This window comes from Roseobacter sp. (genome assembly GCF_039970775.1).
Classification (GTDB): Bacteria; Pseudomonadota; Alphaproteobacteria; order Rhodobacterales; family Rhodobacteraceae; genus Roseobacter.
Genome location: NZ_JBDVLG010000052.1, coordinates 1 through 26,908, shown reverse-complemented (window position 1 = coordinate 26,908; position 26,908 = coordinate 1). Strand labels below are relative to the sequence as shown.

At 59.9% G+C, this 26,908-nt stretch carries 21 protein-coding genes and 1 pseudogene; 3 read left to right on the top strand and 19 right to left on the bottom strand.

What is annotated here, in order from left to right:
• Positions 1-29 precede the first annotated feature (29 nt).
• Complete coding sequence (locus ABJH13_RS13975; protein ID WP_348406832.1) at positions 30-1,394, top strand: amidase; 1,365 nt, start codon at positions 30-32, stop codon at positions 1,392-1,394.
• Positions 1,395-1,512: 118 nt separating this feature from the next.
• Here ABJH13_RS13975 and ABJH13_RS13970 read toward each other — a convergent pair whose 3' ends face one another.
• The 9 genes from ABJH13_RS13970 to ABJH13_RS13930 all read right to left on the bottom strand — a co-directional run bounded on the left by ABJH13_RS13970 (position 1,513) and on the right by ABJH13_RS13930 (position 12,853).
• Complete coding sequence (locus tag ABJH13_RS13970) at positions 1,513-3,666, bottom strand: bifunctional diguanylate cyclase/phosphodiesterase (protein WP_348406831.1); 2,154 nt, start codon at positions 3,664-3,666, stop codon at positions 1,513-1,515.
• A 185-nt stretch (positions 3,667-3,851) separates the two neighbouring features.
• The gene (locus tag ABJH13_RS13965) at positions 3,852-5,651 is read right to left on the bottom strand and encodes an ABC transporter ATP-binding protein (protein WP_348406830.1); all 1,800 of its coding nucleotides are present in this window, start codon (positions 5,649-5,651) and stop codon (positions 3,852-3,854) included.
• Positions 5,648-6,592 (bottom strand): acetamidase/formamidase family protein, encoded by a 945-nt coding sequence (locus tag ABJH13_RS13960; RefSeq protein WP_348406829.1) that lies wholly within the window; start codon positions 6,590-6,592, stop codon positions 5,648-5,650. Before ABJH13_RS13960 ends, ABJH13_RS13965 begins: the two co-directional genes overlap by 4 nt.
• A 4-nt stretch (positions 6,593-6,596) precedes the next feature.
• Entirely contained in the window at positions 6,597-8,219 is a 1,623-nt protein-coding gene (locus ABJH13_RS13955; protein ID WP_348406828.1) for an ABC transporter substrate-binding protein, read from the bottom strand.
• 33 nt (positions 8,220-8,252) lie between these two features.
• Positions 8,253-9,173, bottom strand: coding sequence for an ABC transporter permease (locus ABJH13_RS13950; protein ID WP_348406827.1), 921 nt, complete (start codon positions 9,171-9,173; stop codon positions 8,253-8,255).
• Positions 9,173-10,063 carry an ABC transporter permease gene (locus ABJH13_RS13945; RefSeq protein WP_348406826.1) on the bottom strand — a complete coding sequence of 297 codons (891 nt, stop codon included), beginning with the start codon at positions 10,061-10,063 and terminating at the stop codon, positions 9,173-9,175. Before ABJH13_RS13945 ends, ABJH13_RS13950 begins: the two co-directional genes overlap by 1 nt.
• The gene (locus ABJH13_RS13940; protein ID WP_348406825.1) at positions 10,038-10,649 is read right to left on the bottom strand and encodes an ANTAR domain-containing protein; all 612 of its coding nucleotides are present in this window, start codon (positions 10,647-10,649) and stop codon (positions 10,038-10,040) included. Before ABJH13_RS13940 ends, ABJH13_RS13945 begins: the two co-directional genes overlap by 26 nt.
• The gene (locus ABJH13_RS13935) at positions 10,646-11,734 is read right to left on the bottom strand and encodes a transporter substrate-binding protein (protein ID WP_348406824.1); all 1,089 of its coding nucleotides are present in this window, start codon (positions 11,732-11,734) and stop codon (positions 10,646-10,648) included. The genes ABJH13_RS13940 and ABJH13_RS13935 overlap by 4 nt, the downstream gene beginning before the upstream one ends.
• A gap of 345 nt (positions 11,735-12,079) precedes the next feature.
• The gene (locus ABJH13_RS13930) at positions 12,080-12,853 is read right to left on the bottom strand and encodes a metallophosphoesterase (RefSeq protein WP_348406823.1); all 774 of its coding nucleotides are present in this window, start codon (positions 12,851-12,853) and stop codon (positions 12,080-12,082) included.
• Between the two features lie 210 nt (positions 12,854-13,063).
• Between ABJH13_RS13930 and ABJH13_RS13925 the strand changes: the two genes are divergently transcribed.
• Together ABJH13_RS13925 and pdeM are read left to right on the top strand one after the other, a co-directional pair.
• Complete coding sequence (locus ABJH13_RS13925; protein WP_348407004.1) at positions 13,064-15,466, top strand: ligase-associated DNA damage response DEXH box helicase; 2,403 nt, start codon at positions 13,064-13,066, stop codon at positions 15,464-15,466.
• A 47-nt stretch (positions 15,467-15,513) separates the two neighbouring features.
• On the top strand, positions 15,514-16,176 hold the full coding sequence (gene pdeM / locus ABJH13_RS13920) for a ligase-associated DNA damage response endonuclease PdeM (RefSeq protein WP_348407003.1): 663 nt from the start codon (positions 15,514-15,516) through the stop codon (positions 16,174-16,176).
• Positions 16,177-16,180: 4 nt separating this feature from the next.
• Here pdeM and folD read toward each other — a convergent pair whose 3' ends face one another.
• The 10 genes and pseudogenes from folD to ABJH13_RS13870 all read right to left on the bottom strand — a co-directional run.
• A complete protein-coding gene (gene folD / locus ABJH13_RS13915; protein ID WP_348406822.1) occupies positions 16,181-17,083 on the bottom strand; it encodes a bifunctional methylenetetrahydrofolate dehydrogenase/methenyltetrahydrofolate cyclohydrolase FolD in 903 nt (300 codons plus the stop codon).
• A 13-nt stretch (positions 17,084-17,096) separates the two neighbouring features.
• Positions 17,097-17,567 (bottom strand): hypothetical protein, encoded by a 471-nt coding sequence (locus tag ABJH13_RS13910; protein ID WP_348406821.1) that lies wholly within the window; start codon positions 17,565-17,567, stop codon positions 17,097-17,099.
• A 94-nt stretch (positions 17,568-17,661) separates the two neighbouring features.
• Positions 17,662-19,338, bottom strand: a complete 1,677-nt coding sequence (locus tag ABJH13_RS13905; RefSeq protein ID WP_348406820.1) for a formate--tetrahydrofolate ligase — start codon at positions 19,336-19,338, stop codon at positions 17,662-17,664.
• Between the two features lie 152 nt (positions 19,339-19,490).
• A complete protein-coding gene (locus tag ABJH13_RS13900) occupies positions 19,491-20,081 on the bottom strand; it encodes an MOSC domain-containing protein (RefSeq protein WP_348406819.1) in 591 nt (196 codons plus the stop codon).
• 116 nt (positions 20,082-20,197) lie between these two features.
• A complete protein-coding gene (gene ftsH / locus ABJH13_RS13895) occupies positions 20,198-22,123 on the bottom strand; it encodes an ATP-dependent zinc metalloprotease FtsH (RefSeq protein WP_348406818.1) in 1,926 nt (641 codons plus the stop codon).
• 80 nt (positions 22,124-22,203) lie between these two features.
• On the bottom strand, positions 22,204-23,475 hold the full coding sequence (gene tilS, locus ABJH13_RS13890) for a tRNA lysidine(34) synthetase TilS (protein ID WP_348406817.1): 1,272 nt from the start codon (positions 23,473-23,475) through the stop codon (positions 22,204-22,206).
• Entirely contained in the window at positions 23,468-24,286 is an 819-nt protein-coding gene (locus ABJH13_RS13885) for a tetratricopeptide repeat protein (protein WP_348406816.1), read from the bottom strand. Before ABJH13_RS13885 ends, tilS begins: the two co-directional genes overlap by 8 nt.
• 4 nt (positions 24,287-24,290) lie before the next feature.
• Positions 24,291-24,806: a peptidoglycan-associated lipoprotein Pal gene (pal, locus tag ABJH13_RS13880; RefSeq protein ID WP_348406815.1), complete on the bottom strand. Its 516-nt coding sequence runs from the start codon at positions 24,804-24,806 to the stop codon at positions 24,291-24,293.
• An 86-nt stretch (positions 24,807-24,892) separates the two neighbouring features.
• A complete protein-coding gene (gene tolB, locus ABJH13_RS13875) occupies positions 24,893-26,224 on the bottom strand; it encodes a Tol-Pal system beta propeller repeat protein TolB (RefSeq protein WP_348406814.1) in 1,332 nt (443 codons plus the stop codon).
• Positions 26,221-26,908 (bottom strand): annotated as a pseudogene (locus tag ABJH13_RS13870) (energy transducer TonB); the annotation flags it as partial. The pseudogene ABJH13_RS13870 and the gene tolB, both read right to left, overlap by 4 nt.

Below are 26,908 nucleotides of genomic sequence, written 5' to 3'. Positions count from 1 at the left end.
GCGGCCCATGATCCAAGGGAGACGGCAAGATGATCAACCAAGACGCCACACAACAGCTCGCCGTGCTGCGGGTGGGGACCATCAGCGCGGCTGAACTTATGGCCGAAACGCTTGACCGTATCGAAGCCGCGAATGGCACGACAAACGCCATCGTTGCGTTGCGCCCTCGCGATGTTTTGTTGCACGAAGCCGAGCACGCGCCTGCCGGCCCCCTACAAGGATTGCCCATTGCGATCAAAGATCTGGCAGAGACCGCGGGGATCACCACCAGCTACGGCTCGCCGCTTTTTCGCACCCATGTGCCCACCACCGACGCCCCCATGGTGGCCCGGTTGCGCGACGCCGGTGCTGTGATCATCGGCAAGACTAATACCCCCGAATTTGGGCTGGGATCCCATAGTTACAACCCGGTCTACGGCATCACCCGCAACCCATATGACCCCAAAAAATCCGCCGGCGGATCAAGCGGTGGTGCCGCGGCAGCCTTGGCCACACGCATGGTCGCCTTGGCAGATGGGTCCGATATGATGGGGTCGCTGCGCAACCCGGCAGGGTGGAACAACGTGTTTGGGTTTCGGCCCAGTTATGGTTTGGTCGCGGGCGGTGGCGCGGGCGATACGTTCTTGTCGCAACTGTCGACCGACGGCCCCATGGCGCGATCCATTCGCGACCTAGAGCTGTTGTTGAGCATCCAATCGGAGCATGATCCCGACCACCCCCATTCAAACGGGCCCTACCGCGCCAACCTTGCCAACCGCCCCCTGCGGATCGGATGGTTGGGGGACTGGGACGGTGCCTACCCAATGGAACCGGGCGTGCAAGCCCTGTGCCAAGACGCGCTTGGGGTCTTTGAGGTCTTTGGTCACAGTGTCGAGAACATACCTGCGCCCTTCTCTGCCCCGGCCTTATGGCATGCATGGTGCGTGTTACGCAGCTGGTCCATCGCGGGCAAATACGGTGGGCTGCTCGACCAATCCCCTGACATGCTAAAGCCTGAACTGCGCTGGGAAATCGAACAGGGCCGCGCCCTCACCCCCGCTGCGATCCAACGGGCCAGCGCTGTCCGGTCAGACTGGTTTCGCCAAACGGCCCAGATGGACGTTGACGTCTTGGCCTTGCCATCGGCGCAAATGTTTGCCTTTGATGCCGAACTAACCTGGCCCAAAGCCATCGCAGGCATATCAATGGACACATATCACCGCTGGATGGAAGTCGTTGTCCCGGCGTCTATAACCGGGTTACCGGCGCTGTGCGTGCCAGCCGGGTTTGGCGCTGCAGGTACGCCTATGGGGGTGCAACTTATCGGCCACCGAGGGATGGATGGTGATATTCTGGGACTGGGTCGGGAATACGAATCCGCAACCGATTGGGTCTCGCGATCCCCCACTATTTAACGGGGCGGCGGTTCCACGGCTATCGCTCCCGTGGGGCCAGATAGACGGGGCCCGCAGGTATTTGGGGCCTTGTAGCCTGACACATATTGCTGTCGGCCCATTGGGGCTCTCTAAAGGTTTATGCCACAGATGTGGGTTTTTGGCGCGCCCATTCGATGTATTCTCTCAACGCGTCAAAAGACATCGGTCGGGCATGGAAATACCCCTGATGCAGATAACATCCCGCCTGAAGGACCGCCTCGGATTGCACGCGTGTCTCAACCCCTTCTGCGACAACCTCCATCCCAAGTGTCTGACCAAGCTGGGCTAACGTGGCAAACACCGCCTGCGCCTGCGCCGATGTTTCAACCTCCGCAAGGTAGCTGCGATCAATCTTAAGCGTATCGAAGGGGAAGTGTTTGAGATAATTGATAGACGCGTACCCCGTCCCGAAATCATCCAAAGCAAAACGAAACCCGCGATCGCGAAGCGCATTGATCCCCACACACGCCCGCTCAGGCACTTCGATCAGTGCATTTTCGGTCACTTCAAAGATCAATCGTTGCGGGTCAATGCCGGCGTCTTTGGTGATGCGCAGAACCCGGTCGGCAAAGTCAGTTTCGATCAACTGCAATGGCGATACGTTCACGCTGACGGTCAGATCGGACATTCCCTGCATCAGGCGGCAACATTCCGTCAACACATAGGCGCCAAGGTCCGGCAATAGCCCCTTGGTCTCGGCCACCGGGATAAACGCATCCGGCGACACCCGGCCCAGCGATGGGTCATTCCACCGCAACAACGCCTCGGCGTAGACCAACACCCCAGATGACCCCGCGACGACCGGTTGAAATTCCAACCGAAACGGGGACCGTCCCTGCGACGCATCCTCTACGCCCGACCTCAAACGCTCTGCTACAGATTTTTCCCAATCGCGGGCCACTTGCAGATCTTCAGAGAAAAACACCGGTGTGTCGCCGCCCGCACGTTTGGCATGGTACATCGCCACATCAGATTGGATCAGCTGATCTTCCCATTTTGCACCCACGCTGCCAACCGAAACGCCCACCGCAACACCTACGTTGAGCGCCTTGCCGTTCAGATCCACCGGTGTTGCCATCGCGTGTCTTAACCGTTGGCAAAACCCGCGCGCAGCGGCCTCTGGGTTCTGCCCCAGCAACAGACACACGAACTCATCCCCCCCCAATCGGGCCACATGATCGCCCGGCCGCACACACGACACCAGCCGTTCGGCCGTGACGCGCAACGCTTTGTCGCCTGCATCATGCCCTTCGGTATCGTTGATCTCCTTGAACGCATTCAGGTCAAAATACACAACCGCCGCGTCGCCACGTTGGATCGCCGCGTTGATCTCGCGTTGTTTGACCTTTTCCTTGAGACCGGTGCGGTTGAGCAATCCCGTCAGGCTATCGGTGCGCGCCGAGGTCTGCGCATGCTCGCGTTCGGTGACGATCACCTCGGCCATGCCCGACGACCTATGCGCCACGCACCAAAACGACGCCAACAAAATGCACGACATCACCCCTATGGCAGGCAAGGCCTTGGCCAAAAGCCCATTTCCGGGGCGCGGGCGGTGCCAAACTAGGTTCGACACCGGCAGCCCCCCCACGCTGAACAAGATCTGTTCGTCGTAGCCGGCTGGCGCCGCCCCATCCGCCGCCATTAACATCAAGCCACTTACCAGATATTCTTTGGAAATCTCGGTCATCCGTTCGGGGGAAAACCGAACCCCGGAAATGAGCACATAGGGCGCGTCGGTATCCAGCGTGTTCGGATCAGATGGCAATATGTGGCTGGCAGCAAGGCAGTAATATTGCCCATCAATCATCGCCAACCCGCTCACAACCACGCCAGGACCAATCGGCATGGTGCGCAGCGATGTGGTGAATTCATCGATGATCGATTGCGGCATCACACGCCCTTCGTTTTTGGCGCCTTTGCGTGAATAGCCATAGCTAGGGTGGCTCTTGCTATCCACAATTTGTGTGAGCTGGAAAACACCCGCTTCCGATACACCTGTACCAATATTATTGTTGATCCACGCAACATCTCCTGTGGTGACCGCGTTATGCGCCTCTTCCCAATGACTGTAGTCGAGGTTGTTCAGTGACACCCGTTGGGATATGGCGTCCGTCGCACTAGTGACCAGATTTCGCACCTGTTGCGCGGACTGGCGGTTTGCCTCTGATGCCATCCAAAACGCCAAGGTCAACACAAAGCTGACGGTAACCAAACCCGCTACAACGAGGCTGGCAAAGATGTATGAAGGCACGCTTGGACGCCGCAAACCAACCCGATTTAGCATGTTCAACCTTTCCCAAAGAGGTCCCTTTATTGGGTATCAGTAACGAACATTAAATCGCGGTAAAATACTGGTTTTTATGTAAATTTTACGCGCCCAATCCCCCCATATATACACACAAAGCAAGCATTTGTTTTCGCGTTGGAAACGCCCGGTCACATAGCGCGCGCCAGCGCCACATGATGCCCACCGCCAATATCTGTCAAATGCAACCGTTCGGGCCCTTGATTTGGCGCATAAACCGCGCTGGGGACATCGCCGGTCAGACGTAGACCAGCGGTGCGGATATGGGCAGGGTCGGGCACGGGGACCGCCTCGATCAACCGCTTTGTATAGGCATGTTGAGGGTTTCCAAACACTTGCCGACAACTGCCCATTTCCACGATCTGCCCCAGGTACATCACACCAACCCGATCCGCTACATTTTCGACCACCGCCATATCATGGGAAATGAACAAATACGCCAAACCAAGATCGCGCTTCAGCTCGTCCAGCAGATCCAACACCTGCGCCTGCACTGACACATCCAACGCCGATACGGATTCGTCCGCGATAATCAAATCCGGGCGCAACGCCAACGCCCGCGCGATGCAGATCCGCTGGCGTTGGCCTCCCGAAAACTGATGCGGATGCCGGTCCGCCGCACTGGCAGGCAGCCCAACCCGGTCGAGCAAATCGCGCACCGTTGCCGCGCGTTCTGTGGGCGTTCCGATCCCGTGGATCACCAACGGTTCCGCGATTAGATGCCCCACCTTCATGCGCGGATCAAGCGCCGCCATCGGGTCCTGAAACACCATTTGCACGCTGCGGCACAGGGCTTTGCGCGCGGTCTTATCCATGCCGGACACCTGCTGCCCCTTGACGGCAATGCCCCCGCTATAAGGCACCAATCCGACCACGGCCTTGGCAATGGTGGATTTGCCGCACCCGCTTTCACCGACCAACGCAAAGGTCTCCGCACGCGCGATATCAAAGCTAACCTGTTCGACCGCATGCACCCGGTGGGTGATCCGCCCTAAAAACCCGCCATGCAGGTCAAAGCGCACCGCCAGATTGTCCAGCTTTAGCACCGGTGTATCTTGGTGCGGCGGCGCTTCGGGCTTGCCCGACCCATCGCCCATACGCGGCACCGCATTCAACAGCTGTTGTGTGTAGGGTCGTGTTGGCGCGCTAAAAAGCGCGCCCACCTCGTTGACCTCTTCGATCATGCCGTCTTTCATCACGATCACCCGGTCGGCCATTTCGGCAACGACCCCCATGTCATGCGTGATGAGCAAAATACCCGTGCCGTGTTCGGCCTGAAGATCGCGCAGCAGGTCCAATACCTCGCGTTGCACAGTGACATCCAACGCGGTGGTGGGCTCATCCGCAATCAAGACTTCGGGTTCCAACGCCAATGCCATGGCGATCATAACACGTTGCCGCATGCCCCCCGACATTTCATGGGGGAACTGGTCCAGCCGCTGTTCGGGTTGGCTGATCCGCACCGCGCGCAGGGCTTCTAATGCACGGGCGCGGGCCACCCTGCGGCCAATAGGGGCGTGGGCACGGATGGCTTCGGCGATCTGGGTGCCGATGGTCAGAACCGGATTAAGCGAGGTCATCGGTTCTTGGAAAATCATGGCGATGCGGTTGCCGCGAATATCGCGCATCTGGGTGTCCGACAGGTCGGTCAGATCTTGCCCGCCCAAGCGGATCGCCCCGCCTGTCACCTGCACAGCAGGCGGCGGCAACAGCCCCATAATAGCCAGCGATGTGATCGACTTACCCGATCCGCTTTCGCCCGCGATGGCCAAGGTTTCGCCACCCCCCAAGGCAAAGCTGGTGTCGTGCACCAACGGCGTCAGACCGCGCGGCCCATTGACAGACACGGTAAGGCCCTCAACCGACAACACAGGGCGGTCCAAGGCGGCCACCTCAGCCGCCTTGGACGTGGTATCCAACACGCGTTTCATTCAAAAACACAACGTGGAAAGTAGAAACTGACGATCCAATTGGGCATATCCACGATTTCGGATATGCGCAGATCACCGCAGGTCGACACCAACATATAGGCGTCTACCGCAGACATACCGCGCTGTTTGCACAGCAGATCGACCATTCCCGAGACCGCATCGCGGGCCGCTTGCATCAGGTCATCGCCGATGCCGGTGGTCACCTCGTAGCCTTTGCTATCTAGGTGGTTGGTCACCGGACCGGGCGTGGTAAAGCGCGGCATCTTGAGGTTTTCACCCTTGACCAGATCAAACGTCAAAACCACGTCCATCGGGCTTTCGATGGCCGTGCCGCAGACCTCGCCGTCGCCTTGGGCTGCGTGGGTGTCGCCCACACTAAACAATGCGCCCGCGACCTCGACCGGCAGATAAAGCGTTGTCCCGGCTGCTAAATCACGGATATCCATGTTGCCGCCCACCCGCCGCGGCGGCACGATAGATTGCAAGCCGCGTTCTGCCATGGCGTTGCCAATGGTCCCGCAGAACGGCTTCAACGGCACCCGCCCCTGATCACCCCACAGCGCCGGGGCCAATGTGTTCGGGTCGTATTTCCACAAGGTCAACGCCGCATCGGTGAACTGATCGGCCAACAGGCCAAAGCCCGGAATATTGGCCGTCCAGCCCCAACCCGAGGGTGCAAAACTGTCGATGGTGACCTTGACGCTATCGCCTGGTTCGGCGCCTTCGATGTAGATCGGCCCGGACACCGGGTTGATCTTGCCGAAATCCAGATCGACGACATCCTGCACGGTGGACGACAGGTCAAGTTGACCTGCCGAACTGTCGTGGCAGTGGAACAGAACGGTCGAACCGGGCGTCACACGTTCGGCCGGGGCAATGGAATTGTCCCAGCCAAAGTGGTGCTGCGCATGGTGGATCGTGTAATTACAAGCCTGACACATGTGCTTACTCGGTCACATAAACGTAGTCATAGTTGACCGGGATCGACACCGGATCAACATAAAGCGCGTCATCACCGCCCATGCGTGGCGATTTCATCGTATAGCGCTGCTCGTTGAAGACGGGCACCCAAGGGGCATCCGCCATCACGCCCATATAAACGTCCGACCACATTTGCATGCGTTCGTCGATCTTATCGGTGCCTGTCAGGCTGTCGGCTTTGGTGGCCATCGCGTCAAGATCCGCGTTGCAGTACCATGACCAGTTCCAACCGCCTTCGACCGCACCGTCACAGCCCAAGATCGGACCATAAAAGTTTGACGGATCGGGGAAATCCGCGATCCATGCCATGCCGCCCGACCAGATCATCGGAGCGGTGCCCGCACCCCCTGCTTCGATCACATTGGCCTGCGCCAGCGATTTGATCGCGGCCTTCACGCCGATACTGTCCAGATCCCGCTGGATCGCCTGCGCGATACGTGGGTTCGGGTCGGTGTTCATCACAAACAGCTCTGTCTCAAAGCCGTCGGGGTGGCCTGCTTCTGCCAAAAGTGCCTTGGCGGCGTCAGCGTCAAACGCATAGCCGTCGTAGCCATCGGTGTAACCCGGCATGGTCGGGGGCAAGGGCTGCGTGGCGGGCACGGCGCGCCCATTGATGATCTGAACGATCCGCTCTTTGTTGATCGCCATGTTGATGGCCTGGCGCACCCGCACGTCATCCATGGGCGGTGTGTTCACGTTCAACGTGATATAACCGGTGTGCAACTGCCCCCCTTCGACCACGCGCGCGGCCTGTTCGGGGTCTGCCATGACCTCTTGGAATTTCGCGGGCGGAATGCCATCGCCGGGCACGTCGACCTCGCCGTTTTGCAAACGCAACAACGCCACGACGGGCTCTTGGCCGACCTCAAAGGTCACCGCGTCCAGATAGGGCACCCCATCGCGCCAATACGTCGCGTTCTTTTCCAGAACCAACCGCTGGCCTAATGTCCATTCAGCCAGTTTAAAGGCCCCCGTCCCCACGGGATGTTTGCCAAAATCATCGCCCGCCGCATCTACGGCTTCTTTTGGCACAATCGACGCAAAGTTCAGCGCCATCACATGCAAAAACGTCGCATCTGGCCGGGTCAGCGTAATTTCGACGGTGCTGGCATCCAACACCTTAACACCTGACAGGCTGTCGGTCGTGCCCGCCGCAATGTCATCATAGCCCATGATGGCACCAAAGAACCCCGCACCGGGCGATTGCGTCGTGGGGTTGGTCACACGGTCGAGCGAATATTTCACATCTTCTGCCGTCATTTCACGACCATTGTGGAACGTCACACCGCTGCGCAGCGTGAAGGTAAACACCATGCCGTCGTCTGACACCGCATAGCTGTCGGCCAAGCCTGCGCGCAGCGTTGTCGTGCCCGGTTCGTAATCCATCAGGCCATCAAAGATCGATTTGATCATCGACCAGTTTTGCCAATCATACCCAATGGCCGGGTCCAACGTGGCCACGTCGTCTTTGTAAGTCACAACGATATTGCCGCCCGGCGTCGCGTTGGGGTCGGGTTGGTATCCGTCGGCCAGCGCTGGCAGCCCAAGGCCCAGCACCATTGCAGATGTACACAGTAGTTTTTTCATTGTTACGTCTCCTTGTTGAATTTTAAAGTCACGTCACCGCAGCTTGATGCGCGGATCAATCAGGGGGGTCACCAGATCAGCGATCAGATTGCCCAGCACGATGGCGCAGGCCGTCACCAGTGTGACGCCCATGATAATCGGGATGTCGACACGTTGGATCGCCTGCCACGCCAGTTGGCCAATGCCGGGCCAGCCAAAGACGCTTTCGACCACGACCAAACCGCCCATAAAGATACCAATATCGATACCGATCATGGCGATCACCGGCAGGATGGCGTTGGGCAAAGCATGGCGTAAAATGATCCGGCTGCGGCTTAGGCCCTTGGCGCGGGCGGTGCGGATGAAATCCTGCCGCAGCACGTCGATCATCGAAGACCGCATCATCCGGCTGTACCAGCCCGACCCCATGATCCCCAATGCCACCGCTGGCAACACCACATGCGCCGCCGTGCCGTACCCGCCTATAGGGAACCAGCCCAACTGCACCGCAAAGACATACAACAACAGCAAGGACACCACGAATTGTGGGGCCGAAACCGCGACAAACGACGTGATCATCAACGTCTGATCCAAAGGCCGTTCGCGTTTGAGCGCCGCCGCCACGCCCATGCTAAGCCCGATCACCAACTCGCACGCGATCCCGGCGCCCATCAGCAACAAAGTGGCCGGCAGACGCGCCGCGATCAATTCGCTCACTTGGGTTTTTTGCAGGTAGCTACGCCCCATGTCGCCCTGCACCAGCCCCGACAGATAGCGCAGGTATTGCACGAAAAACGGCTGATCCAACCCCAGTTGCGCGCGGATGTTTTCGACCGTTTGCGGCGTGGCCGACCGGCCTGCGATCTGGCGCACCGGATCTGCGGGCAGCACATACAGCAACACAAAGGTGATGAACGACACCCCCAACAAGATCAGCACCGCCTGCACCAAACGGCGCGCGAGATACGCCAACATCAGCCGCGCCCCCTTTGTGTTGGGTCGAGCACATCGCGCAAGGCATCCCCCACCAGATTAAACGCCAACGCCAACGTCAAGATCGCCAAACCGGGGAAAAATACCAACCACGGGGCCGCCTGAAAATAGGTCTGGTTTTCGAATATAATATTGCCCCACGACGGGGTGGGTGGCTGCACGCCAACGCCCAAAAAGCTAAGCGTTGCTTCAAGCAATACGGTCGTGGAAATGCCCAACGTCCCCCATACGATCAACGTGGGCACCAGATGCGGCAGGATATGAGTTAGCAAAATGCGGCCCGTACCGGCCCCCAGTGTCTTTTCGGCGGCGATGAAATCACGTTCGGCCAGCGAGGTCGTTTCCGTATAGATCACCCGCGCGGTTTGCACCCAATTGACCAAGGCAATCACCATCGCGACAATCCACAGGGATGGCTGAAAAATCGCGGCCAGACAGATCGCCAGCAACAGGGCGGGAAACGCCATCATCAGGTCGGTGAACCGCATCAGGATCGTGCCCACCCAACCCCGCATGTACCCTGCGGTGACGCCAATGACGGTACCGATGATCAACGCCAAACCGTTCGCTACGACACCAATGATCAACGACGTTCGCGCGCCATAAAGGATACGGGACAGCAAATCGCGGCCCAACAGATCCGTCCCCAACGGGAAATCCGCCCCCGGCGGCAGGGGCGCGCCCTGCAACGTCAAACCTTCAAAGTGCTGATCGTTGGGCGCGTAGGGCGCAACCACCGGAGCCAGCAGCGCGCCCCCCACCACCACCACGATCAGCAACAGGCCAAACACCGCCAGTTTGCGGCGCAGTAACCGCCGCCACGGGCCCGGTTCAGATGGGAAAGTATCAGCCTCGACGGTCAAATTGGCCATGCAGATCCCCTTTGTGCAAATGTCGGGCCACCACCTGTTGGGCGGCGTCCTCAAAGCTGATGCGTGCGTCCATCGCGATGCGCCGCAGCCGGTCGTAAGCCGCATCTTCGTCGACACCGCCCACCATTAGAAAATTCACCGCGCGCACGACGGTTTGGCGTTCGTTGAGCCGGTGGCGCAGCGCTGCATTGTCATCGAGCAACGCCTTGCGCGCATCATTCGCCGCCCGTGCGATCAACAGCGCGCTATAAACACCGCTGTCACCAATCGGTTTGAGAAGCTGCGCATCCGCACCCGCCGACAGCGCCCAATCAATACGGCCCGGCGCCTCGCTGCCGATCAAGGCTATCATCGGCATGGGTGCCCGTCCGGGCGGCCAAGGGAATTGCTCATCATGGCCCATGTCCGCATCGAAAAACACGAAATCCGCCCCCAGCGCGCCTGCATCCAGCACTGGCCAACAGGTCGATACACGCAGCCCAATCGCTCCAAGTTGCCGCGACAAATTGCGCAGCATTGCGTGATCGCGGTGCAACACAAACGCATGCGCCCCGCCTAATTCCTGAAAGGACACGCGCCGCGTCATGACACCACACGCAGGCTGGGCGGCACGTCATGCCCACGCGACAAGTACGGGTCACCCATGATCGGCGCGAATTGCCGGCGCAACGCAAAGCCGCCGTTTTCGACCTGGCCGATTAAAACGGGCAGCCGGGTGTGGTGGGTTTGGGGGTCAATGATCCCCTGCCCCGCGCCGTCCAGTTGCAACAGATCTGCCAGGCTGAGCGTTTCGGCATGCGGCGCCAAGCTCAATAACCGCGCCAATTCGCACACCCCCGTGTAGGTCGCCGCCTCAAGCGAGGTTTTAAACCCCGCCCCTCTGGGCCACCCTTGCGCGCCCTGAAAATACGGCCCCGCCGACACCAATCCTTCGGCGGCATCCCCCATTGCGGGCAATTCACATTCCGTCAGGTTACACGACATTACCGGACAGTTTTGTGGCAGGAAATGCGGGTCGGATTGACCCAATTCACGATAGGCGGCGACAAAGGCGTATTGCGACGGGCCGATCAACGAATTGAGGATGAAATCAGGGCGTGTCTGGGCGATTTCACGGATCATCATCTCGACGTCGGAAGACCCCATGGGCAGATACCGTTCGCCCAAAATCTCGCCGCCGTGGCGCATGACCTCTGCCCGCGCAAGGCGGTTCATTTCCCAACCCCAGATATAATTCGACCCGACCAAATAGGCCCGTTTGCCGTAGGTTGGGAGCGCCCAACCCAATAGCGGCAGCAGATGTTGATTGGGGCAGGCATGAGTATACACCACATGATCCGACGCCTCGAACCCTTCATAGGGCACCGAATACCACAGCGTCGCACCTGCGCGTTCCAGCGTGGGGATGATCTCTTTGCGGCTCCAGGAGGTGACACAGCCCACAACATGACGGGCGCCTGTTTCGGCCAAGATTTCGCGGCACAGCGGGTCGTAGCGGTCAATGTTGCCTTCGGGGTCGCGTTCTACCGTCTGCAACGTGAAATCCAGATCTGGATCGGCATTGATCTGGGCGATCGCGGCCAACGCCCCCGCGCGGCACGCCTCAGAGATCAACGCATACGTCCCCGAACGCGACAACAGCAGCCCAATCTGAATTTCGCGTTTTTTCACATGCCCTCGAAATAAAAAAAGCCCCGCACCGACCTCTTGCAGGAGATCGGGGTACGGGGCGTGAATGCCAGCTTGGCGTTTGACCAAATGTTAAGACTAGGCTGCACGCGGATCAGGGCACCTGTCAATACCTCTGACACGACGCATCGGGTTAGCCACAAGATACCGCAGGGAAAGTGCGCATTTTTTAGGCAAAAAATGCCATCGTTGTGGATTTTGGCACGCATGCGCGGCAGGGGTACAAGAAAATATTACATCAATATCATAATGTTATATCATGTCATTCGCTTGTGCATGCCGCCCTGCAGACACCTGTCTTGACGGGATCGGCGCCTAGGGTGGCCATTACAAAGCAACATATCTTTTATGAATAACCATGGCGGTTTGCGGGTCTTGGTGCACGATGAAATAGGCGTAGGGTTCATCCACGCGGGCGGGCTCGGGGGCATCTGGCCGCAGATCCAGCGCTTGTTGAAAGGCCGGGCCACCACCCACTTGGCACAACGCACCCTGCCAGAGCGCATGAAACGGGCGGTGAATATGCCCCGTCAAAATGACCAGCGGCGCATGGAAATCCGCGACCAGCCGCCCCATTTCGGCGCGCCCGTCGACCAACGCCATAGTATCAAACGTCGGCACCCCGGAGGGGAACGGCGGGTGGTGCATCGCAATGATCGTCGGGACCTGAACGGCCAACCGGCCTGCAAGCCAATCGATCTGCGCGGGGGTCAAGGCCCCATGCACATGGCCTTCGACCAAGGTATCAAGCGCCAGAAGACGCATGCCCCCAACCTGCGCCTCGTAGTCCAACGTGGGCCCCGGCCCAAACGGCATGGTGCCAGCAAACGCCGCGCGCAACCCCGCGCGGGTGTCGTGGTTTCCCGGGACGGCGAACACCGGCATCTGCAACGGTGCAAGGATATCGCGGATCAATGCGTAATCTGCCGCCGACCCACCATCGGCCAAATCGCCGGTCAACACCACCGCATCAAAGGCAGGCTCATGCGCGGCCACATCTGCAACGATTTTGCGCGCGGCCTGCGCCGCATCAAGACGCACCAACGCGCTTTCGGGTGCATCAGCAAACACGTGCATGTCCGAGATATGAGCGATCAACATGGTCAGGGCCGACCTTTCTGTCTGAGTTCACCACAAAGGCCGCTAAACCCCGCCAAAGCTAGGGCAACATCCCCCGGTTCGGCCCGCAGCACAACCTGTGATGTAGTCGCCCCGCGTCGTCTGACTAAAATGCACCGCGTGGGGCGCAAATGTCGAAATACCGCGTCATATGGGCTGGTCCTTAAAATCATGCCCGCTATCTTGCGATATATGCCTTGCCTGCCGCAACATTTTCGCGATTGGTTCGCCGCCAAAGGCTGGACCATCCACCCCCACCAGCAACAGATGTTGGACCGTGCTGAGGCGCCTGCGCTGTTGTTGATCGCGCCCACGGGTGGGGGCAAAACGCTTGCCGGGTTTTTGCCCACCTTGGTGGATCTGGCGCAAGCGCCACATGATGGGTTGCACACGCTGTATATTTCGCCGCTCAAGGCGTTGGCGGCTGATATCAAACGCAACCTGACAACCCCTGTCACCGAAATGGGCCTGCCCATTCGCATCGAAGACCGCACCGGTGACACCCCCGCCAGCCGCAAAAAGCGCCAGCGCGCCGACCCGCCTCATATTCTGCTAACCACCCCCGAAAGCCTTGCGTTGCTGACTTCCTACAGTGACGCGCCGCGCATGTTCAAAGGGCTCAAACGGGTGGTGGTCGATGAAATCCATGCGCTGGCCGAAAGCAAACGCGGCGATCAGCTGATGTTGGCCCTAAGCCGGTTGCAACAGTTGTGCCCCGACCTGCGCCGGGTGGGGTTGTCGGCTACAGTCGAAGACCCAGACGCCATCGCGCATGGCCTTGCGCGCCACCCCGACCCCTGCGAGATCCTGATGGCCAACCCCGGCCCGCCGCCCGATATTGCGATGCTGACAACCGACACACCGCCGCCTTGGTCTGGTGGGGGGGCCGCCTATGCGATCCCTGCCGTGCTGGACCAAATCCGCCAACACACCACCACGTTGATCTTTCACAACACCCGCGCGCAGGCCGAAATTTTCTTTCACAACCTGTGGCTTGCCAATGAAGACAGCCTGCCCGTTGGCATCCACCACGGGTCGCTGGACCGGCTGCAACGCGACCGGGTAGAGGCCGCGATGGTGCGCGGTGACCTGCGGGCGATTGTATGCACCGGCAGTCTCGATCTGGGGATCGATTGGGGCAGTGTAGATCTGGTGATCCAGATCGGCGCGCCCAAAAACGTCAAACGGTTGGTGCAACGTATTGGGCGGGCCAATCACCGCTACAACGCCCCGTCCAAGGCGCTTTTGGTCCCTGCCAATCAATTTGAGGTGGTGGAATGCATGGCGGCCCTTGATGCCGTACGCATGGGTACGTTAGACGGCGAGGCGCGCGGCCCCGGCCCCCGCGATGTGGTGTGCCAACACATCCTGATCACCGCCGCCGCAGGCCCGTTTGACGCCGATGCCTTGTTTCAAGAAATCACATCGGTGGGCGCCTACGCCACCCTGACCCGCGCCGAATTTAACGCCTGCCTCGAATTTTGCGCCACCGGCGGCTATGCCCTGCGCGCCTATGATCAATGGCAACGCCTGCACCAGCGCCCCGATGGCCAATGGCATTTGCGCGATCCGCGCAGCGCCCGCGTTATTCGGATGAACATCGGCACCATCCAAGACACCGACACATTAAAGGTGCGCCTAAAACGCAACCGTGGCGGCAAACCATTGGGCGAGATCGAAGAGAGCTTTGCCGCGACGCTGACCCCCGGCGATACGTTTCTGATTGGTGGGCAGATCGTGCGGTACGAAGGGCTGCGCGAGATGACCGTCGAGGTCAGCCGCAATGCCGCCAAAAAACCCAAGATCGCGACCTTTATGGGGACAAAATTCGCCACCTCCACGCAGCTTTGCGCGCGGGTGATCGACATATTTCAACGCGACAGCTGGCCCGAATTGCCCGCCCACACCGCCCAGTGGTTGACCTTGCAACGCGAGGTCAGCCAGCTGCCCAAACCGGGCCGCCTGTTGATCGAAAGCTTCGCGCACGATGGGCGCGAACAAACGGTAGTGTATGGGTTTGCAGGGCGCAACGGTCAGCAGACATTGGGGCTTTTGCTGACCAAACGGATGGAAGAAATGGGCCTGAACCCCATGGGGTTTGTGGCCACTGACTACGCCACATTGATCTGGGGTCTGGACCGGCTAGAGGCCCCCGGCCCGCTGTTTGATCTGGCCACCCTGCAAGACGGGCTCGACACTTGGCTGGCGGGCAATGCGGTGATGAAACGCACCTTTCGCGCCAGCGCCACGATTGCCGGGCTGATCCAGCGCAACACGCCTTCGGCGCGCAAAAACGGGCGGCAGGCCACCTTCAGTTCAGATATCTTGTATGACACGCTGCACAAATACGACCCTGATCATTTGCTGTTGGACATCACCCGCCAAGAGGCCCTGCGCGGGTTGGTCGATTTTGGCCGCATCGAAGAAATGGCGCGGCGGATCAACGGGCGCATAGACCACGTGACGTTGAAGCGCGTCAGCCCGCTGGCGGCGCCGATGTTGCTGGAAGCCGGGCGCGTGCCCGTCAAAGGTGCCGCCGAAGAAAAACTATTGGCGCAAGAGGCCGCCCGCCTAATGCAAGACGCAGGCCTTTGACCCCGCACCCCGTTGCGCATCGCCCTGACATGCGCGATGTCAATTTCATGAACCACTATGATTTTACCTTTGCAGGGGCCACGTTGCGGGCACTGGGGTCCGGGGCGTTGTGGTGGCCGGACCACGGGCTGTTGTGCGTGTCCGACCTGCATCTGGGCAAATCTGAACGGGTCGCGCGCCGTGGCGGGCAGGCCCTGCCCCCCTATGAAACGCGCGATACGCTCTACCGGTTGGCCGCTGATCTGGCGCAGACCGATGCGCGCCAGGTGATTTGCCTGGGCGATAGTTTTGATGATGGGGCGGCGGCGGCATCCCTGCCCACCCCCGAACGGCTAGAGATCGTAAAACTACAAGCCGGGCGGCATTGGGTTTGGATCGAAGGCAACCACGACCCAGGCCCGATGGATCTTGGCGGCACGCATCTGCATGATATAACCGTCGGCCCACTGACCTTTCGCCATATCGCCAGCCACACACCGACCGGCGAGGTTTCGGGTCATTACCACCCCAAGGCAACGGTGCACACGCGCGGGCGACGCATCACCCGGCCTGCGTTTTTGGTGGATGATCACCGGCTGATTTTGCCCGCCTATGGCACCTACACCGGCGGGCTGCGCAGCACCAATGACGCGCTGGCGGGGTTGATGGGTACAAACGCGCGCGCCATTCTCACCGGGCCCGCGCCTGTCTGTATCCCCATGCCGAGTTAACGCGTTACGCCGTCAGCCCTTCGGGTTCTGGCAAACCATTGGCGCGGCAACACGCGGTGACGGTATTGGCCAACAGGCACGCAATCGTCATTGGCCCCACACCGCCTGGCACAGGCGTAATCGCCCCGGCAACGGCCGCGCAACTGTCGTAATCAACGTCACCAACTAAACGTGTCTTGCCCGGACCACGTTCAGGTGCATCTAGCCGGTTGATGCCCACGTCAATCACCGTGGCGCCGGGTTTGATCCAGTCGCCCGGCACCATCTGCGGCCGGCCCACTGCGGCCACAACGATATCAGCACCACGCACCACGTCCGGCAGGTCCTTGGTGCGGCTGTGCGCAATCGTCACCGTGCAGCTGTCACCCAACAACAACTGCGCCATAGGTTTGCCGACAATATTTGACCGCCCGATGACAACGGCGTTCATCCCCGACAGGCTGCCGTGGTAGTCCCGTAGCATCATCAAACACCCCAGTGGCGTGCACGGCACCATTGATTTTTGCCCCGTGCCCAACAGGCCCACGTTCGAAATATGAAACCCATCCACGTCCTTTTCGGGCGCAATGGCGTTGATGACCAAATCTTCGTTCAAATGATCGGGCAAGGGCAGTTGCACCAAAATGCCGTGAATGGCCGGGTCCGTGTTGAGCTGATCAATGATCGCCAACAAATCAGCCTGCGTCGTATCCGCATCCAGCTTGTGTTCGACCGATTTCATGCCCACCTCGACGGTCAGCTTGCCCTTGGATCGTACGTAAACCTGGCTGGCTGGGTCTTCGCCGACCAACACAACCGCCAGCCCCGGCGTGATCCCATGCGCGTCTTTGAGAGACGCGACATGCTGTGCAACTTTGCCGCGCACAGTGGCGGCAAAGGCTTTTCCATCGATGATTTTGGCAGACATGTTTGGTCGTTCCTTACCTTACAAATTCGACCCTATGGGTCCAGCTCTCGCCATCCGTGATCAACAGTTCGTCAAATTGCAAAAGATGCAAAAGATCATAGAAGGTGGCGACGTATTGCAGATCTTCCTGCCGGAAGAAACCACCCTTGCGGACGCTGACAGTCAGCTGTGCGAGAATGGCGCGGGCGCGGTAAATTGTCGAAAAAACATCGTCATCCAGCGCCGTCAAGATAAGCGTTTTGGACTCTGCACCCTTGGAAAAGAAAACAAACCGCGGGCTTTCAGGCGTTGCCAACTGCGCCGATGTCATAACGTTGATGAAGTCTACGCGCGTGGCTTTGCTGGCGCCGGGGCTTTCACGTACGATGCGGTCGAAGACCTCTTCCGACGTGATCTCGGGGTAATAGTAGCCCACGTAACGTTCTTGGGCCGCGACGCTTCCGGCAATCAACAGTGCGAAAAATGCAGCAACGAATATCTTCATGGTTTCTCTCCTGATTTAGCTCTACGTCCAGCTTGGGGCGCGCGCAAGCAGCGGGCAAATCACAATCCCGCTGCGCGCAGTCTTTTAATAGCGATTAAAACAGCCCTTCGACATCCCCGTCGGCGTTCAGCTTGATGTTTTCTGCCGAAGGCACGCGTGGCAGGCCGGGCATGGTCATGATTTCGCCGCAAATGGCCACCACGAACCCGGCACCGGCGCTCAGCCGGACCTCGCGCACGGGGATATCAAACCCGGTGGGTGCGCCCCGTTCGTTGGGATCAGTGGTAAAACTATATTGCGTTTTCGCCATACACACCGGCAAGTTGCCGTATCCTTGATCTTCCCAGTCCTTCAACTGGGTCAGGATCTTCTGATCCATCACCGCCGCGTCGGCCCGGTAGATCTTGGTCGCGATGGTGTTGATTTTGTCGGCAAGCGCCATGTCATCGGGGTAGATCGGTGCAAAATCGGCGGTGCCTTTTTCGATGGTCTCGACCACTTTGCGCGCTAGATCGGCCGACCCTTCGGAACCCAGCTCCCAGTGGCGCGACAAAACCGCCTCGGCGCCCTGACTGGCGACATAGTCCCTGACGGCTTGTACCTCGGCATCGGTATCCGTGACGAAATGGTTGATCGCCACCACCACCGGCACCCCAAAGGATTTCACGTTTTCGATGTGACGCCCAAGGTTGGCGCAGCCGTTGTTCACCGCATCAACGTTTTCCGCGCCCAAATCGGCCTTGGCCACGCCGCCGTTCATCTTCATCGCGCGCACGGTGGCCACCACAACCACACATGACGGCGCAAGCCCCGCCTTGCGACACTTGATATTGAGGAATTTCTCGGCCCCCAAATCGGCGCCAAAGCCTGCTTCGGTCACTACGTAATCGGCCAATTTCAACGCTGTGGTTGTCGCGATCACCGAATTGCACCCGTGCGCGATGTTGGCAAACGGGCCGCCGTGCACAAAGGCGGGGTTGTTTTCGAGGGTTTGCACAATGTTGGGCTGCATCGCGTCTTTCAGCAACACAGTCATCGCGCCATCCGCCTTGATGTCGCGCGCAAACACCGGTGACCGGTCGCGGCGGTAGGCGACGATCATGTCACCCAAACGGCTTTGAAGGTCGGTCAGATCCTTGGCCAAACACAAGATCGCCATCACCTCAGACGCCACGGTGATGTCAAACCCTGCCTCACGCGGGAAGCCATTGGCGACCCCACCCAATGACGCCGTGATCTGGCGCAGCGCCCGGTCGTTCATATCGACCACCCGGCGCCACACAACGCGGCGGGTGTCAATTTCGAGGTCATTGCCCCAATAGATATGGTTGTCGATCATCGCAGACAGCAACGAATGCGCCGATGTGATCGCGTGGAAATCACCGGTGAAATGCAGGTTCATGTCTTCCATCGGGATGACCTGCGCATAGCCACCCCCCGCAGCACCGCCCTTCATGCCAAAGTTCGGCCCCAACGACGCCTCGCGGATACACACCGCGGCCTTTTTGCCGATGTGGTTCAAACCATCGCCCAGACCAACGGTTGTGGTGGTCTTGCCTTCGCCCGCAGGCGTGGGGTTGATCGCCGTCACAAGGATCAACTTGCCATCCGGGCGGTCCTGCACCGAATTGATAAACGACTGCGACACCTTTGCCTTGTCGTGACCGTAGGGCAGCAGATCATCGCTGGAAATGCCCAGTTTCGCACCCACATCCTGGATCGGCAATTTCGACGCCGCGCGCGCGATTTCGATGTCTGTTTTATAGCCCATAGAAAGTTCCCCTGTGATCGCCGCGCACGGCAGTGTTGCTATATCCTGCATACGAGCGACCCGCCAAAGGCAAAAGGACGTTTCCGACATTTCCACCGCCGGGAACGGCGAGACACGCGCAGATCGTTTCTTTTCGGAAACGAATGCTACGTTCAGGCGTCGGGTAGATGCGCCCAGATCGGTTGATCGGGGATGTGCAACGTCACGGTGTCGCCCACGGCAACGGGGCCCTCCCGTTCGACCCACGCCGTGACGCCACGCCGGTCTTGGGCGGCGGGTTTGAACTTGGGGCCAAACCCCGCGCGGTCTTTTTCAATTTCACGCCCCGGATAGACGCAGGGCCGGTTTTCCATATCAATGGTGATGCTTGCGCCGCTGGGCATTTGCAACCGCGAGGATGGCGGCACGTGGGTAAAATCAGGGATACCCTGAATGACCATCGACGCGCCCAGCCACGCCGGATCAATCGCATCTAGCCCCATGTCGGCCGCGATTGCATCCAGGTCTTCGGCTGACAGCACCGACAGCTGGCGCACATTGCGGATTTCCGTGCCTTGGGGGTATTGCGCCTTGGTGCGCACACAGGCCGGGCGCGTCAGCCCGCCGTGGCAGTCGCCATCAATGCCCCCAAACGCCAGCTGCGTGGCGGTCAACGTTTCGGCCCGCAAGGTTGCAGTGCTGTCGGTCACACGGCCCAGCCATGTGACGGTGCCGGTAAAGGGTGTCGGCAAAAGTGCGGGCATGGTCTGATCCTTTCAGGGGTTGCAGGGGCATTGAAACCAAAGCCACCGACAAAAGAAAAGGCCCCGCGTGATGCGAGGCCCATGATGTTTTGTGATCGTCATATCGAAGGTCGTGATCACGCAGACGGTTCAGGCTCCAACCCACCATCCGCCGGTGGGGTTTTCTTGGCCTTTGCCTTGGCTTTGGGGATGCCAACAACGCTGGGTGCAGACCCGTTGTCAGATGTGTCATCCTCGCCCGCAGGCGGCACAGGGGGCTCGCCGTTCATGACGCGTTTGATTTCATCGCCGGTCAGTGTTTCGTATTCCAACAAACCTTGGGCCAGTCGTTCGAATTCAACTTCTTGTTCGGTGATGATCTTCAACGCCCACTCATACCCGTCTTGGATAAAGCGGTGCACTTCTTCTTCGATCAGTTCTTTGGTGTTGGCCGACACAGAGAAGCCCGCCGTGTTGCCCTGATACCCTTCGGCGGCTTCGGAATAGTCGATGTTGCCGACCTTGTCCGACATGCCCCACCGCAAGACCATCGCCCGCGCCAAACCAGACGCCTGCATAATATCGCCCGCAGGGCCGTTGGACACCGCATCAGGCCCGTATTTGTGGATCTCTGCCGCCTTGCCGGCCATGGTCATGGCCAGACGTTGGTGGCATTCGTCCTTGAACATGTTCAACCGGTCCATTTCGGGCAAGCTCATCACCATACCCAAAGCACCGCCGCGCGGAATGATCGTGGCCTTATACACCGGATCACATTTGGGCAGTTTGATACCAACCAACGCGTGCCCCGCCTCGTGGTAGGCGGTCATCTCTTTTTGCTCGGTCGTCATCACCATCGAACGCCGCTCAGCGCCCATCATGATTTTGTCTTTGGCACTTTCAAAATCGATCATGGTGACGAAACGGCGGCCCACACGTGCGGCACCCAATGCGGCTTCGTTCACGAGGTTGGCCAGATCAGCACCCGAAAACCCAGGCGTCCCGCGCGCGATAATGCGCAGATCAACGTCAGGGCCCAGCGGCGTTTTACGAGCATGCACCCCAAGAATTTTCTCGCGGCCCTTGATGTCAGGGTTGCCCACGGTGACCTGACGGTCAAACCGGCCGGGGCGCAGCAGCGCCGGGTCCAACACGTCTTTGCGGTTGGTGGCAGCGATGATGATCACGCCTTCGTTGGCCTCAAACCCGTCCATCTCGACCAGCAGTTGGTTGAGCGTTTGTTCGCGTTCGTCATTGCCCCCGCCATAGCCCGCGCCACGGTGGCGACCGACGGCGTCGATTTCATCGATGAACACAATGCAGGGTGCGTTTTTCTTGGCTTGCTCGAACATGTCGCGGACACGAGATGCACCCACCCCAACGAACATTTCCACAAAGTCAGATCCCGAAATTGTGAAGAAAGGCACACCCGCCTCGCCCGCAATTGCGCGCGCCAGCAGTGTTTTACCGGTACCGGGAGGGCCCTCAAGCAGCGCGCCTTTGGGGATCTTACCGCCCAAACGGCTAAATTTCTGTGGGTTGCGCAGGAACTCCACGATCTCTTCCAGCTCTTCCTTGGCCTCATCGATTCCCGCAACATCGTCGAATGTGACGCGGCCATGCTTTTCGGTCAGCATCTTGGCCTTGGACTTGCCAAACCCCATCGCGCCACCTTTGCCGCCGCCCTGCATCCGGTTCATGAAATAGATCCAGACACCGATCAGCAGCAAGAAGGGCAACAGCGACATCAAGAAGGTCTGGAACCCCGATTGCTGTTGTTGCTCGGCGCGCACTGCAATGTTGTTTTCAATCAAAAGACTTGTGATTTCAGCGTCTTCTGGCTTGATCGCGACATAGTCTGTCCCGTCTGCCTGACGAAAACGCACTTGCTCTCCATCGAGCGTTACGTTGCTGATGTCACCGGATTCAACGGCGTTGACGAACTCGGAATAGCTGATTTCACGGCTTTGCAGCGTGCTGCCCGGCCCGCTGAACAGATTGAACAGAGCCAGGATCAAAAGAAACAGAACGACCCAAAAGGCGATGTTGCGTGCGTTACCCAACGAAATTCTCCTAAATATGCGCGTGGTGCGGATCAACATGATAACACCACGTGCCTAAGATAGACACTGGTGACGTATGTTCAATGCGTTAAAAGTGCGGCAAAGAAACCTTCTTCGTTGCCTATTATTTCAGCCTGCCATCCGTTGGACCATCCCGCCAACGGGGCCGCGACCAATTCCGCCCCCCGCCATACCCCCGGCGTAGAGATCAAAACCTCCCGTGGGAGACCCGTCGCGCGCCAATCTGGGACAGACGTGATGCCTTCAGGCCCCACAGCTGCCACATGCAGATCTGCGTCGGCCTCGGCTGGTAACGGACCGCCCCACAAACGCCAGCGCCCGTCCCAAAGCGCATCAGCAGGGCCGGTCAGATCACGCACAGGCCGATGTTCGCGAACGATCCACAGCGCGTCCCTGTTGCGCCATGCCTGACAGCCATCAACGGTGCCGCCGGTCCCGTGCTTTAGCCCCTCGATCAGGTTGAGCACGGGTCGCCGGCGCGGCCCGTAGGTCGACCCGCTGATCCACAGAATCGCACTGATCAAAATGCGGCGCGCGGTTTCGTCAGGTAAAGTCCGGTAGATGCGCCAGTCGATCTGCACGGCACCGGCGTGGGTCGTTGCAATCCGTCGCGCATCCAGAAACGCCTGCCAGCCAAGCGCGTCTCGGGCACGCGCCATGTTAAACGCCACCTGCCCCAGCGCGGTTTTGTCGATACCCAAAGGTTCTAGCAATTCCAGCGCCTTGCGCATTTTCACACGGTCAAATTTTGTGTCTTCGTTGCTGGGGTCGTCGATCCATGTGGCGCCGCGGCGTTGCAGATCGTGGCGCAGCGCATCTCGTGACACAGACAGCAACGGCCGTATCCAGGTGACCCCCTGCGACAACCGCCGAGGCGCCATGGCCGACAACCCATCCACGCCCGCACCACGGCCCAGACGCATCAAGACAGTTTCGGCTTGGTCGTCCAGCGTGTGGCCCAGTGCGACGGTGTTCAGCCCGGTGTCGCGGGCCCAGTCTGCAATCAGGCGATACCGCGCATCACGGGCGGCTTTTTGCAGGTTGCCCTGACCGTTCCAATCCGTCCACCGCGCTATGGTATGGGGCCACCCAAGATGCTGGCACAGCTGCGCGACCTGCACGGCTTCGGTGGCGGCTTCGGGGCGCAGCCCGTGATCAATTGTGATAACATGCAACGCGATGCCATGGGTGCGGGCGAAATCATCCAGCAGGTGCAACAGCGCCACGGAATCTCCGCCGCCCGACACCGCGACACCCAGATCAACCGGGGGCAAAGGGCGCAACTGCGCCGCAATCTCTGCCGCCAAATCGTGAGGGGTTGCGTCAGCCACACCCCAACCGTTGCTGTTCGGCGCGCGCCTGTTCTGCTGCGGGGTCATCGGGAAAGCGCAAACCGACCTCGCCCAAGGTCACGCAGGCCTCTTGCACTTGCTCCAAACTGCCCAAGGACCGCCCAAGCCGGAACAGTGATTGCGGCGCAACGGCGCCCGTTGGAGCCACGCTAAAACTGCTCAGATAGGCGCGTGCCGCCTCGCGCGTGTCGCCCAACCCTTCGAGGGCTTCGCCCCGCCCCAGATCAGCGCCCGCCGCCAGTGGCCCGCCCGGATAGGTCGCCGTGAAGGCCGCAAAAAGATCCGCTGCGCGCTGGAATTCGCCGTTTGTCAGGGCCGCCTGCGCCGCCTTGAAATCATCCTCTTCGCCCACGGCAAGCTGCGTGCCGCTGTCAGGCACGGTGGTTGCAGGCGCTGCGGGGGATGTCGCGGGGATATCCCCACCCAACGTGCTGGTATCGCCCAGTGCCCCGATATCGCCGCCCTCAAGTTCTACCAGACGGAATTCCAGATCGCCAAGGCGATTGGTGCCGTCTTGCACGATCCGGTCAATGCGCAGCTCCAACGCTTCGGTCTGTGCGGTCAGCCGCTGCATCTCGGTCTCGATGGCCGTCATCCGCGTCAGCGCTGTATCGCCGCCGGTGTTTACAGCCGGCGCACCAGTGGTCGACAATTCGCGCCGCAGCTTTTGGATTTCGACGAACAGCACAGTCATCTCCTGACGGATATCCGCCAAGGTCTGTGTGTCTTGCGCCGCCGCCCCAAAGGGCAACAACGCGACAACAACGGCAAGCGTGGCAAAGCGGCGCATCAACTTAGCCCGCCAAACCAGCCGCCAGCACGGTCACAGCGCGGCGGTTTTGGGCATAGCACGCCTCGTTTGAGCAAATCTCCAACGGGCGTTCCTTGCCGTAGCTGACGGTGCGCAACCGGTTGCCCGCCACCCCGCGTGATACCAAATACTCACGCACCGCATTCGCCCGGCGCGCACCCAAGGCCACGTTGTATTCGCGGGTGCCCTGTTCATCCGCGTGGCCTTCGATGATCGCGGTAAAATCGGTATTCGACAGCAACCATGCCGCCTGCCCATCCAGAACCACGCGCCCGGCGTCAGAAATGCTTGATACATTCACGGCAAACAGCACCCGGTCACCGACCGTCTGGTTGAAATAGGCCGCAGAGGTCGGGTCGCTGGCACTGCCCGCGATGACCCCACCATTGGCCCCGCCGATGCCGCCGCCTGTGCCATCTGCACCAAAACGATCCGGGTTGGTACAAGCCGCCAACGCCAGCCCTGCAACCAGAAGAATAATTTTACCTTTGAGTGTCATGCTCTTTGCCTCGTATAATCTGTGTTATCGTTATTTTATTGACGTTTTAGCACATCCCCGCCCCCTTGGAAAAGGGTTAACGCGGGTCATTTCAAAAGCGGCGACCAAGACGGATCAGATCCCCCATCCGGGGTCCGTACCGGGCGCAGGTTGCGGCCCGATATGTCCACCGAATAAAGCGATGACCGCCCACCTTCGCCTTGGGTTTCGCGGGTAAACATAATCACACGGCCGTTGGGGGCCCAGGTGGGGCCTTCGTCCAGAAACGAGGCCGTCAGCAGCCGTTCTTCGGATCCATCGGTGCGCATGACACCAATGTGAAACCGGCCACTGTTTTGTTTGGTGAACGCGATCAGATCACCACGCGGCGACCAAACCGGGGTGCCGTACCGGCCCGGACCCGACGAAATACGCCGCGCTTCCCCGCCGGTTGCCGCCATGATATACAACTGTTGCGTCCCAGAGCGGTCGCTCTCAAACACGATCTGGCTGCCGTCAGGCGAAAAGCTGGGCGCGGTTTCGATGGACGGTGCGCTGGTCAGCCGCGCAGCCCCGCCCCCCGACACATTCATCGCCCAAATGTCCGTATTGCCGCCTTGGCTCAATGAAAACACAATCGTCTGACCATCCGGCGCAAAGCGGGGCGCAAAGCTCATGGTGCCGTCTTGATTTTCCAACGCGCGCCGTTGGGCGGACCCCACATCCAACACATAAATACGCGGAAAACCGGTTTCATAGCTGGTATACAGCACTCGGTCGCCGGTGGGCGAAAACCGTGGCGCCAGCACAATCGCATTGCTGTCCGTCAAGAACTGCACGTTCGCGCCGTCGTAATCCATGATCCCCAGCCGCTTTTGACGCGCGTCCTTGGCCCCGGTTTCGGACACATACACCACGCGGCTGTCGAAATACCCGCCTTCGCCGGTGATCCGGCTATACACGGCGTCGGCCACCTTGTGGGCCATGCGCCGCCACCCGTCTACGGTGCTGGTGAACTGCAAGCCCGACCCCATTTCAGCGCCCGAAAACACATCATAGAGGCGGAATTTCACCGCCAGTTGATTGCCTTGCACCGACACCGCACCGGTGATCAACGCCTGCGCATTGATCGCCTTCCAGTCGGCGTATTGCACGGGCGCGGCAAAACTGGCCACAGAGCTGATAAACGCATCGGCAGGAAGCTCGCGAAACAGCCCCGTGCCCGACAGATCGGCCGCAACCACCTGGCTGATCTGGGCCGCCACCCCGCCTGCATCCGCCGTTTCGGCCTCAAAAATCGGCAAGGCAAAGGGCAGCGGTTCTATCACCCCTTCGGTGATTTCTATACGCAAGGGGCCGTCGCTTTGCGCCGCAACGGGCGTGGCCAGAACAGTAGCAAGGCCAACAGCCGCACCCATTACAAGTCCCAAAACTCTCATTTGATCCGCATCCTTTCGGGATTGAACGTCATCTCAATTTCTTGCCATTGGCTATATTTTTCGACGGGCAAATCGAACCCGCGTGCGCCACACCGAATGATCGCACGGCGCGCCGCCTCAAACGCCTGACGGGCGGCTTGATCCGTCCCACCAGAACTGGACGCCATACGAATGGACCCGGTCACCGGCTTGCCATCCTGCGACATCGCCACATTGACTATAACGGTTGTGTTCAGCGCATCCGTCGACAGCGACCCAACATTCCAACACGCCTGAACCGCAACGCGCAGCGCGTCTTTTTCGCCCGACGTCAGCGGTGGCCCCTGCGGGGCTGCTGGTGCGCTTGACGGGGTGTCTTGCCCGCCCAAGGCCTCCGCTAAGGCGGCGTTGACGCCATCATCGGTCGCGGGCTCGGGTGTGTCTGCGGCCGGGGGCGTGGGGGTTGGGTCTTCGACCGGTTGGGCCGTTTGCACCGGCGTATCTGGCTGCCGTGCAGGTGGGCGCGCGGGCGGGCGGGCAGACGTGGTCGGCAATGCGCTGGGTTGGTCGGCTTCGGTCACGATCTGGGTGGCGGCGGCTTCTGGGGCGGTGGCCTCGGCTGGCTCTTGCGGGGTGTCGCCTGCGGCATCCGGGGCTACGGCCTCTTGCGCGACCGGGTCGGGCAAACTTTCGGGGTCGGGTTGG

Coding starts and splice junctions, on each gene's coding strand:
- folD (WP_348406822.1), bottom strand. CDS start 17,083: ATGTCTGCCAAAATCATCGATGGAAAAGCCTTTGCCGCCACTGTGCGC.
- ABJH13_RS13975 (WP_348406832.1), top strand. CDS start 30: ATGATCAACCAAGACGCCACACAACAGCTCGCCGTGCTGCGGGTGGGG.
- pdeM (WP_348407003.1), top strand. CDS start 15,514: ATGAACCACTATGATTTTACCTTTGCAGGGGCCACGTTGCGGGCACTG.
- ABJH13_RS13940 (WP_348406825.1), bottom strand. CDS start 10,649: ATGACGCGGCGCGTGTCCTTTCAGGAATTAGGCGGGGCGCATGCGTTT.
- ABJH13_RS13900 (WP_348406819.1), bottom strand. CDS start 20,081: ATGCCCGCACTTTTGCCGACACCCTTTACCGGCACCGTCACATGGCTG.
- ABJH13_RS13925 (WP_348407004.1), top strand. CDS start 13,064: ATGCCTTGCCTGCCGCAACATTTTCGCGATTGGTTCGCCGCCAAAGGC.
- ABJH13_RS13905 (WP_348406820.1), bottom strand. CDS start 19,338: ATGGGCTATAAAACAGACATCGAAATCGCGCGCGCGGCGTCGAAATTG.
- pal (WP_348406815.1), bottom strand. CDS start 24,806: ATGACACTCAAAGGTAAAATTATTCTTCTGGTTGCAGGGCTGGCGTTG.
- tolB (WP_348406814.1), bottom strand. CDS start 26,224: ATGAGAGTTTTGGGACTTGTAATGGGTGCGGCTGTTGGCCTTGCTACT.
- ABJH13_RS13930 (WP_348406823.1), bottom strand. CDS start 12,853: ATGTTGATCGCTCATATCTCGGACATGCACGTGTTTGCTGATGCACCC.
- ABJH13_RS13945 (WP_348406826.1), bottom strand. CDS start 10,063: ATGGCCAATTTGACCGTCGAGGCTGATACTTTCCCATCTGAACCGGGC.
- ABJH13_RS13950 (WP_348406827.1), bottom strand. CDS start 9,173: ATGTTGGCGTATCTCGCGCGCCGTTTGGTGCAGGCGGTGCTGATCTTG.
- ABJH13_RS13960 (WP_348406829.1), bottom strand. CDS start 6,592: ATGTGTCAGGCTTGTAATTACACGATCCACCATGCGCAGCACCACTTT.
- ABJH13_RS13910 (WP_348406821.1), bottom strand. CDS start 17,567: ATGAAGATATTCGTTGCTGCATTTTTCGCACTGTTGATTGCCGGAAGC.
- ABJH13_RS13885 (WP_348406816.1), bottom strand. CDS start 24,286: ATGCGCCGCTTTGCCACGCTTGCCGTTGTTGTCGCGTTGTTGCCCTTT.
- ABJH13_RS13955 (WP_348406828.1), bottom strand. CDS start 8,219: ATGAAAAAACTACTGTGTACATCTGCAATGGTGCTGGGCCTTGGGCTG.
- ABJH13_RS13965 (WP_348406830.1), bottom strand. CDS start 5,651: ATGAAACGCGTGTTGGATACCACGTCCAAGGCGGCTGAGGTGGCCGCC.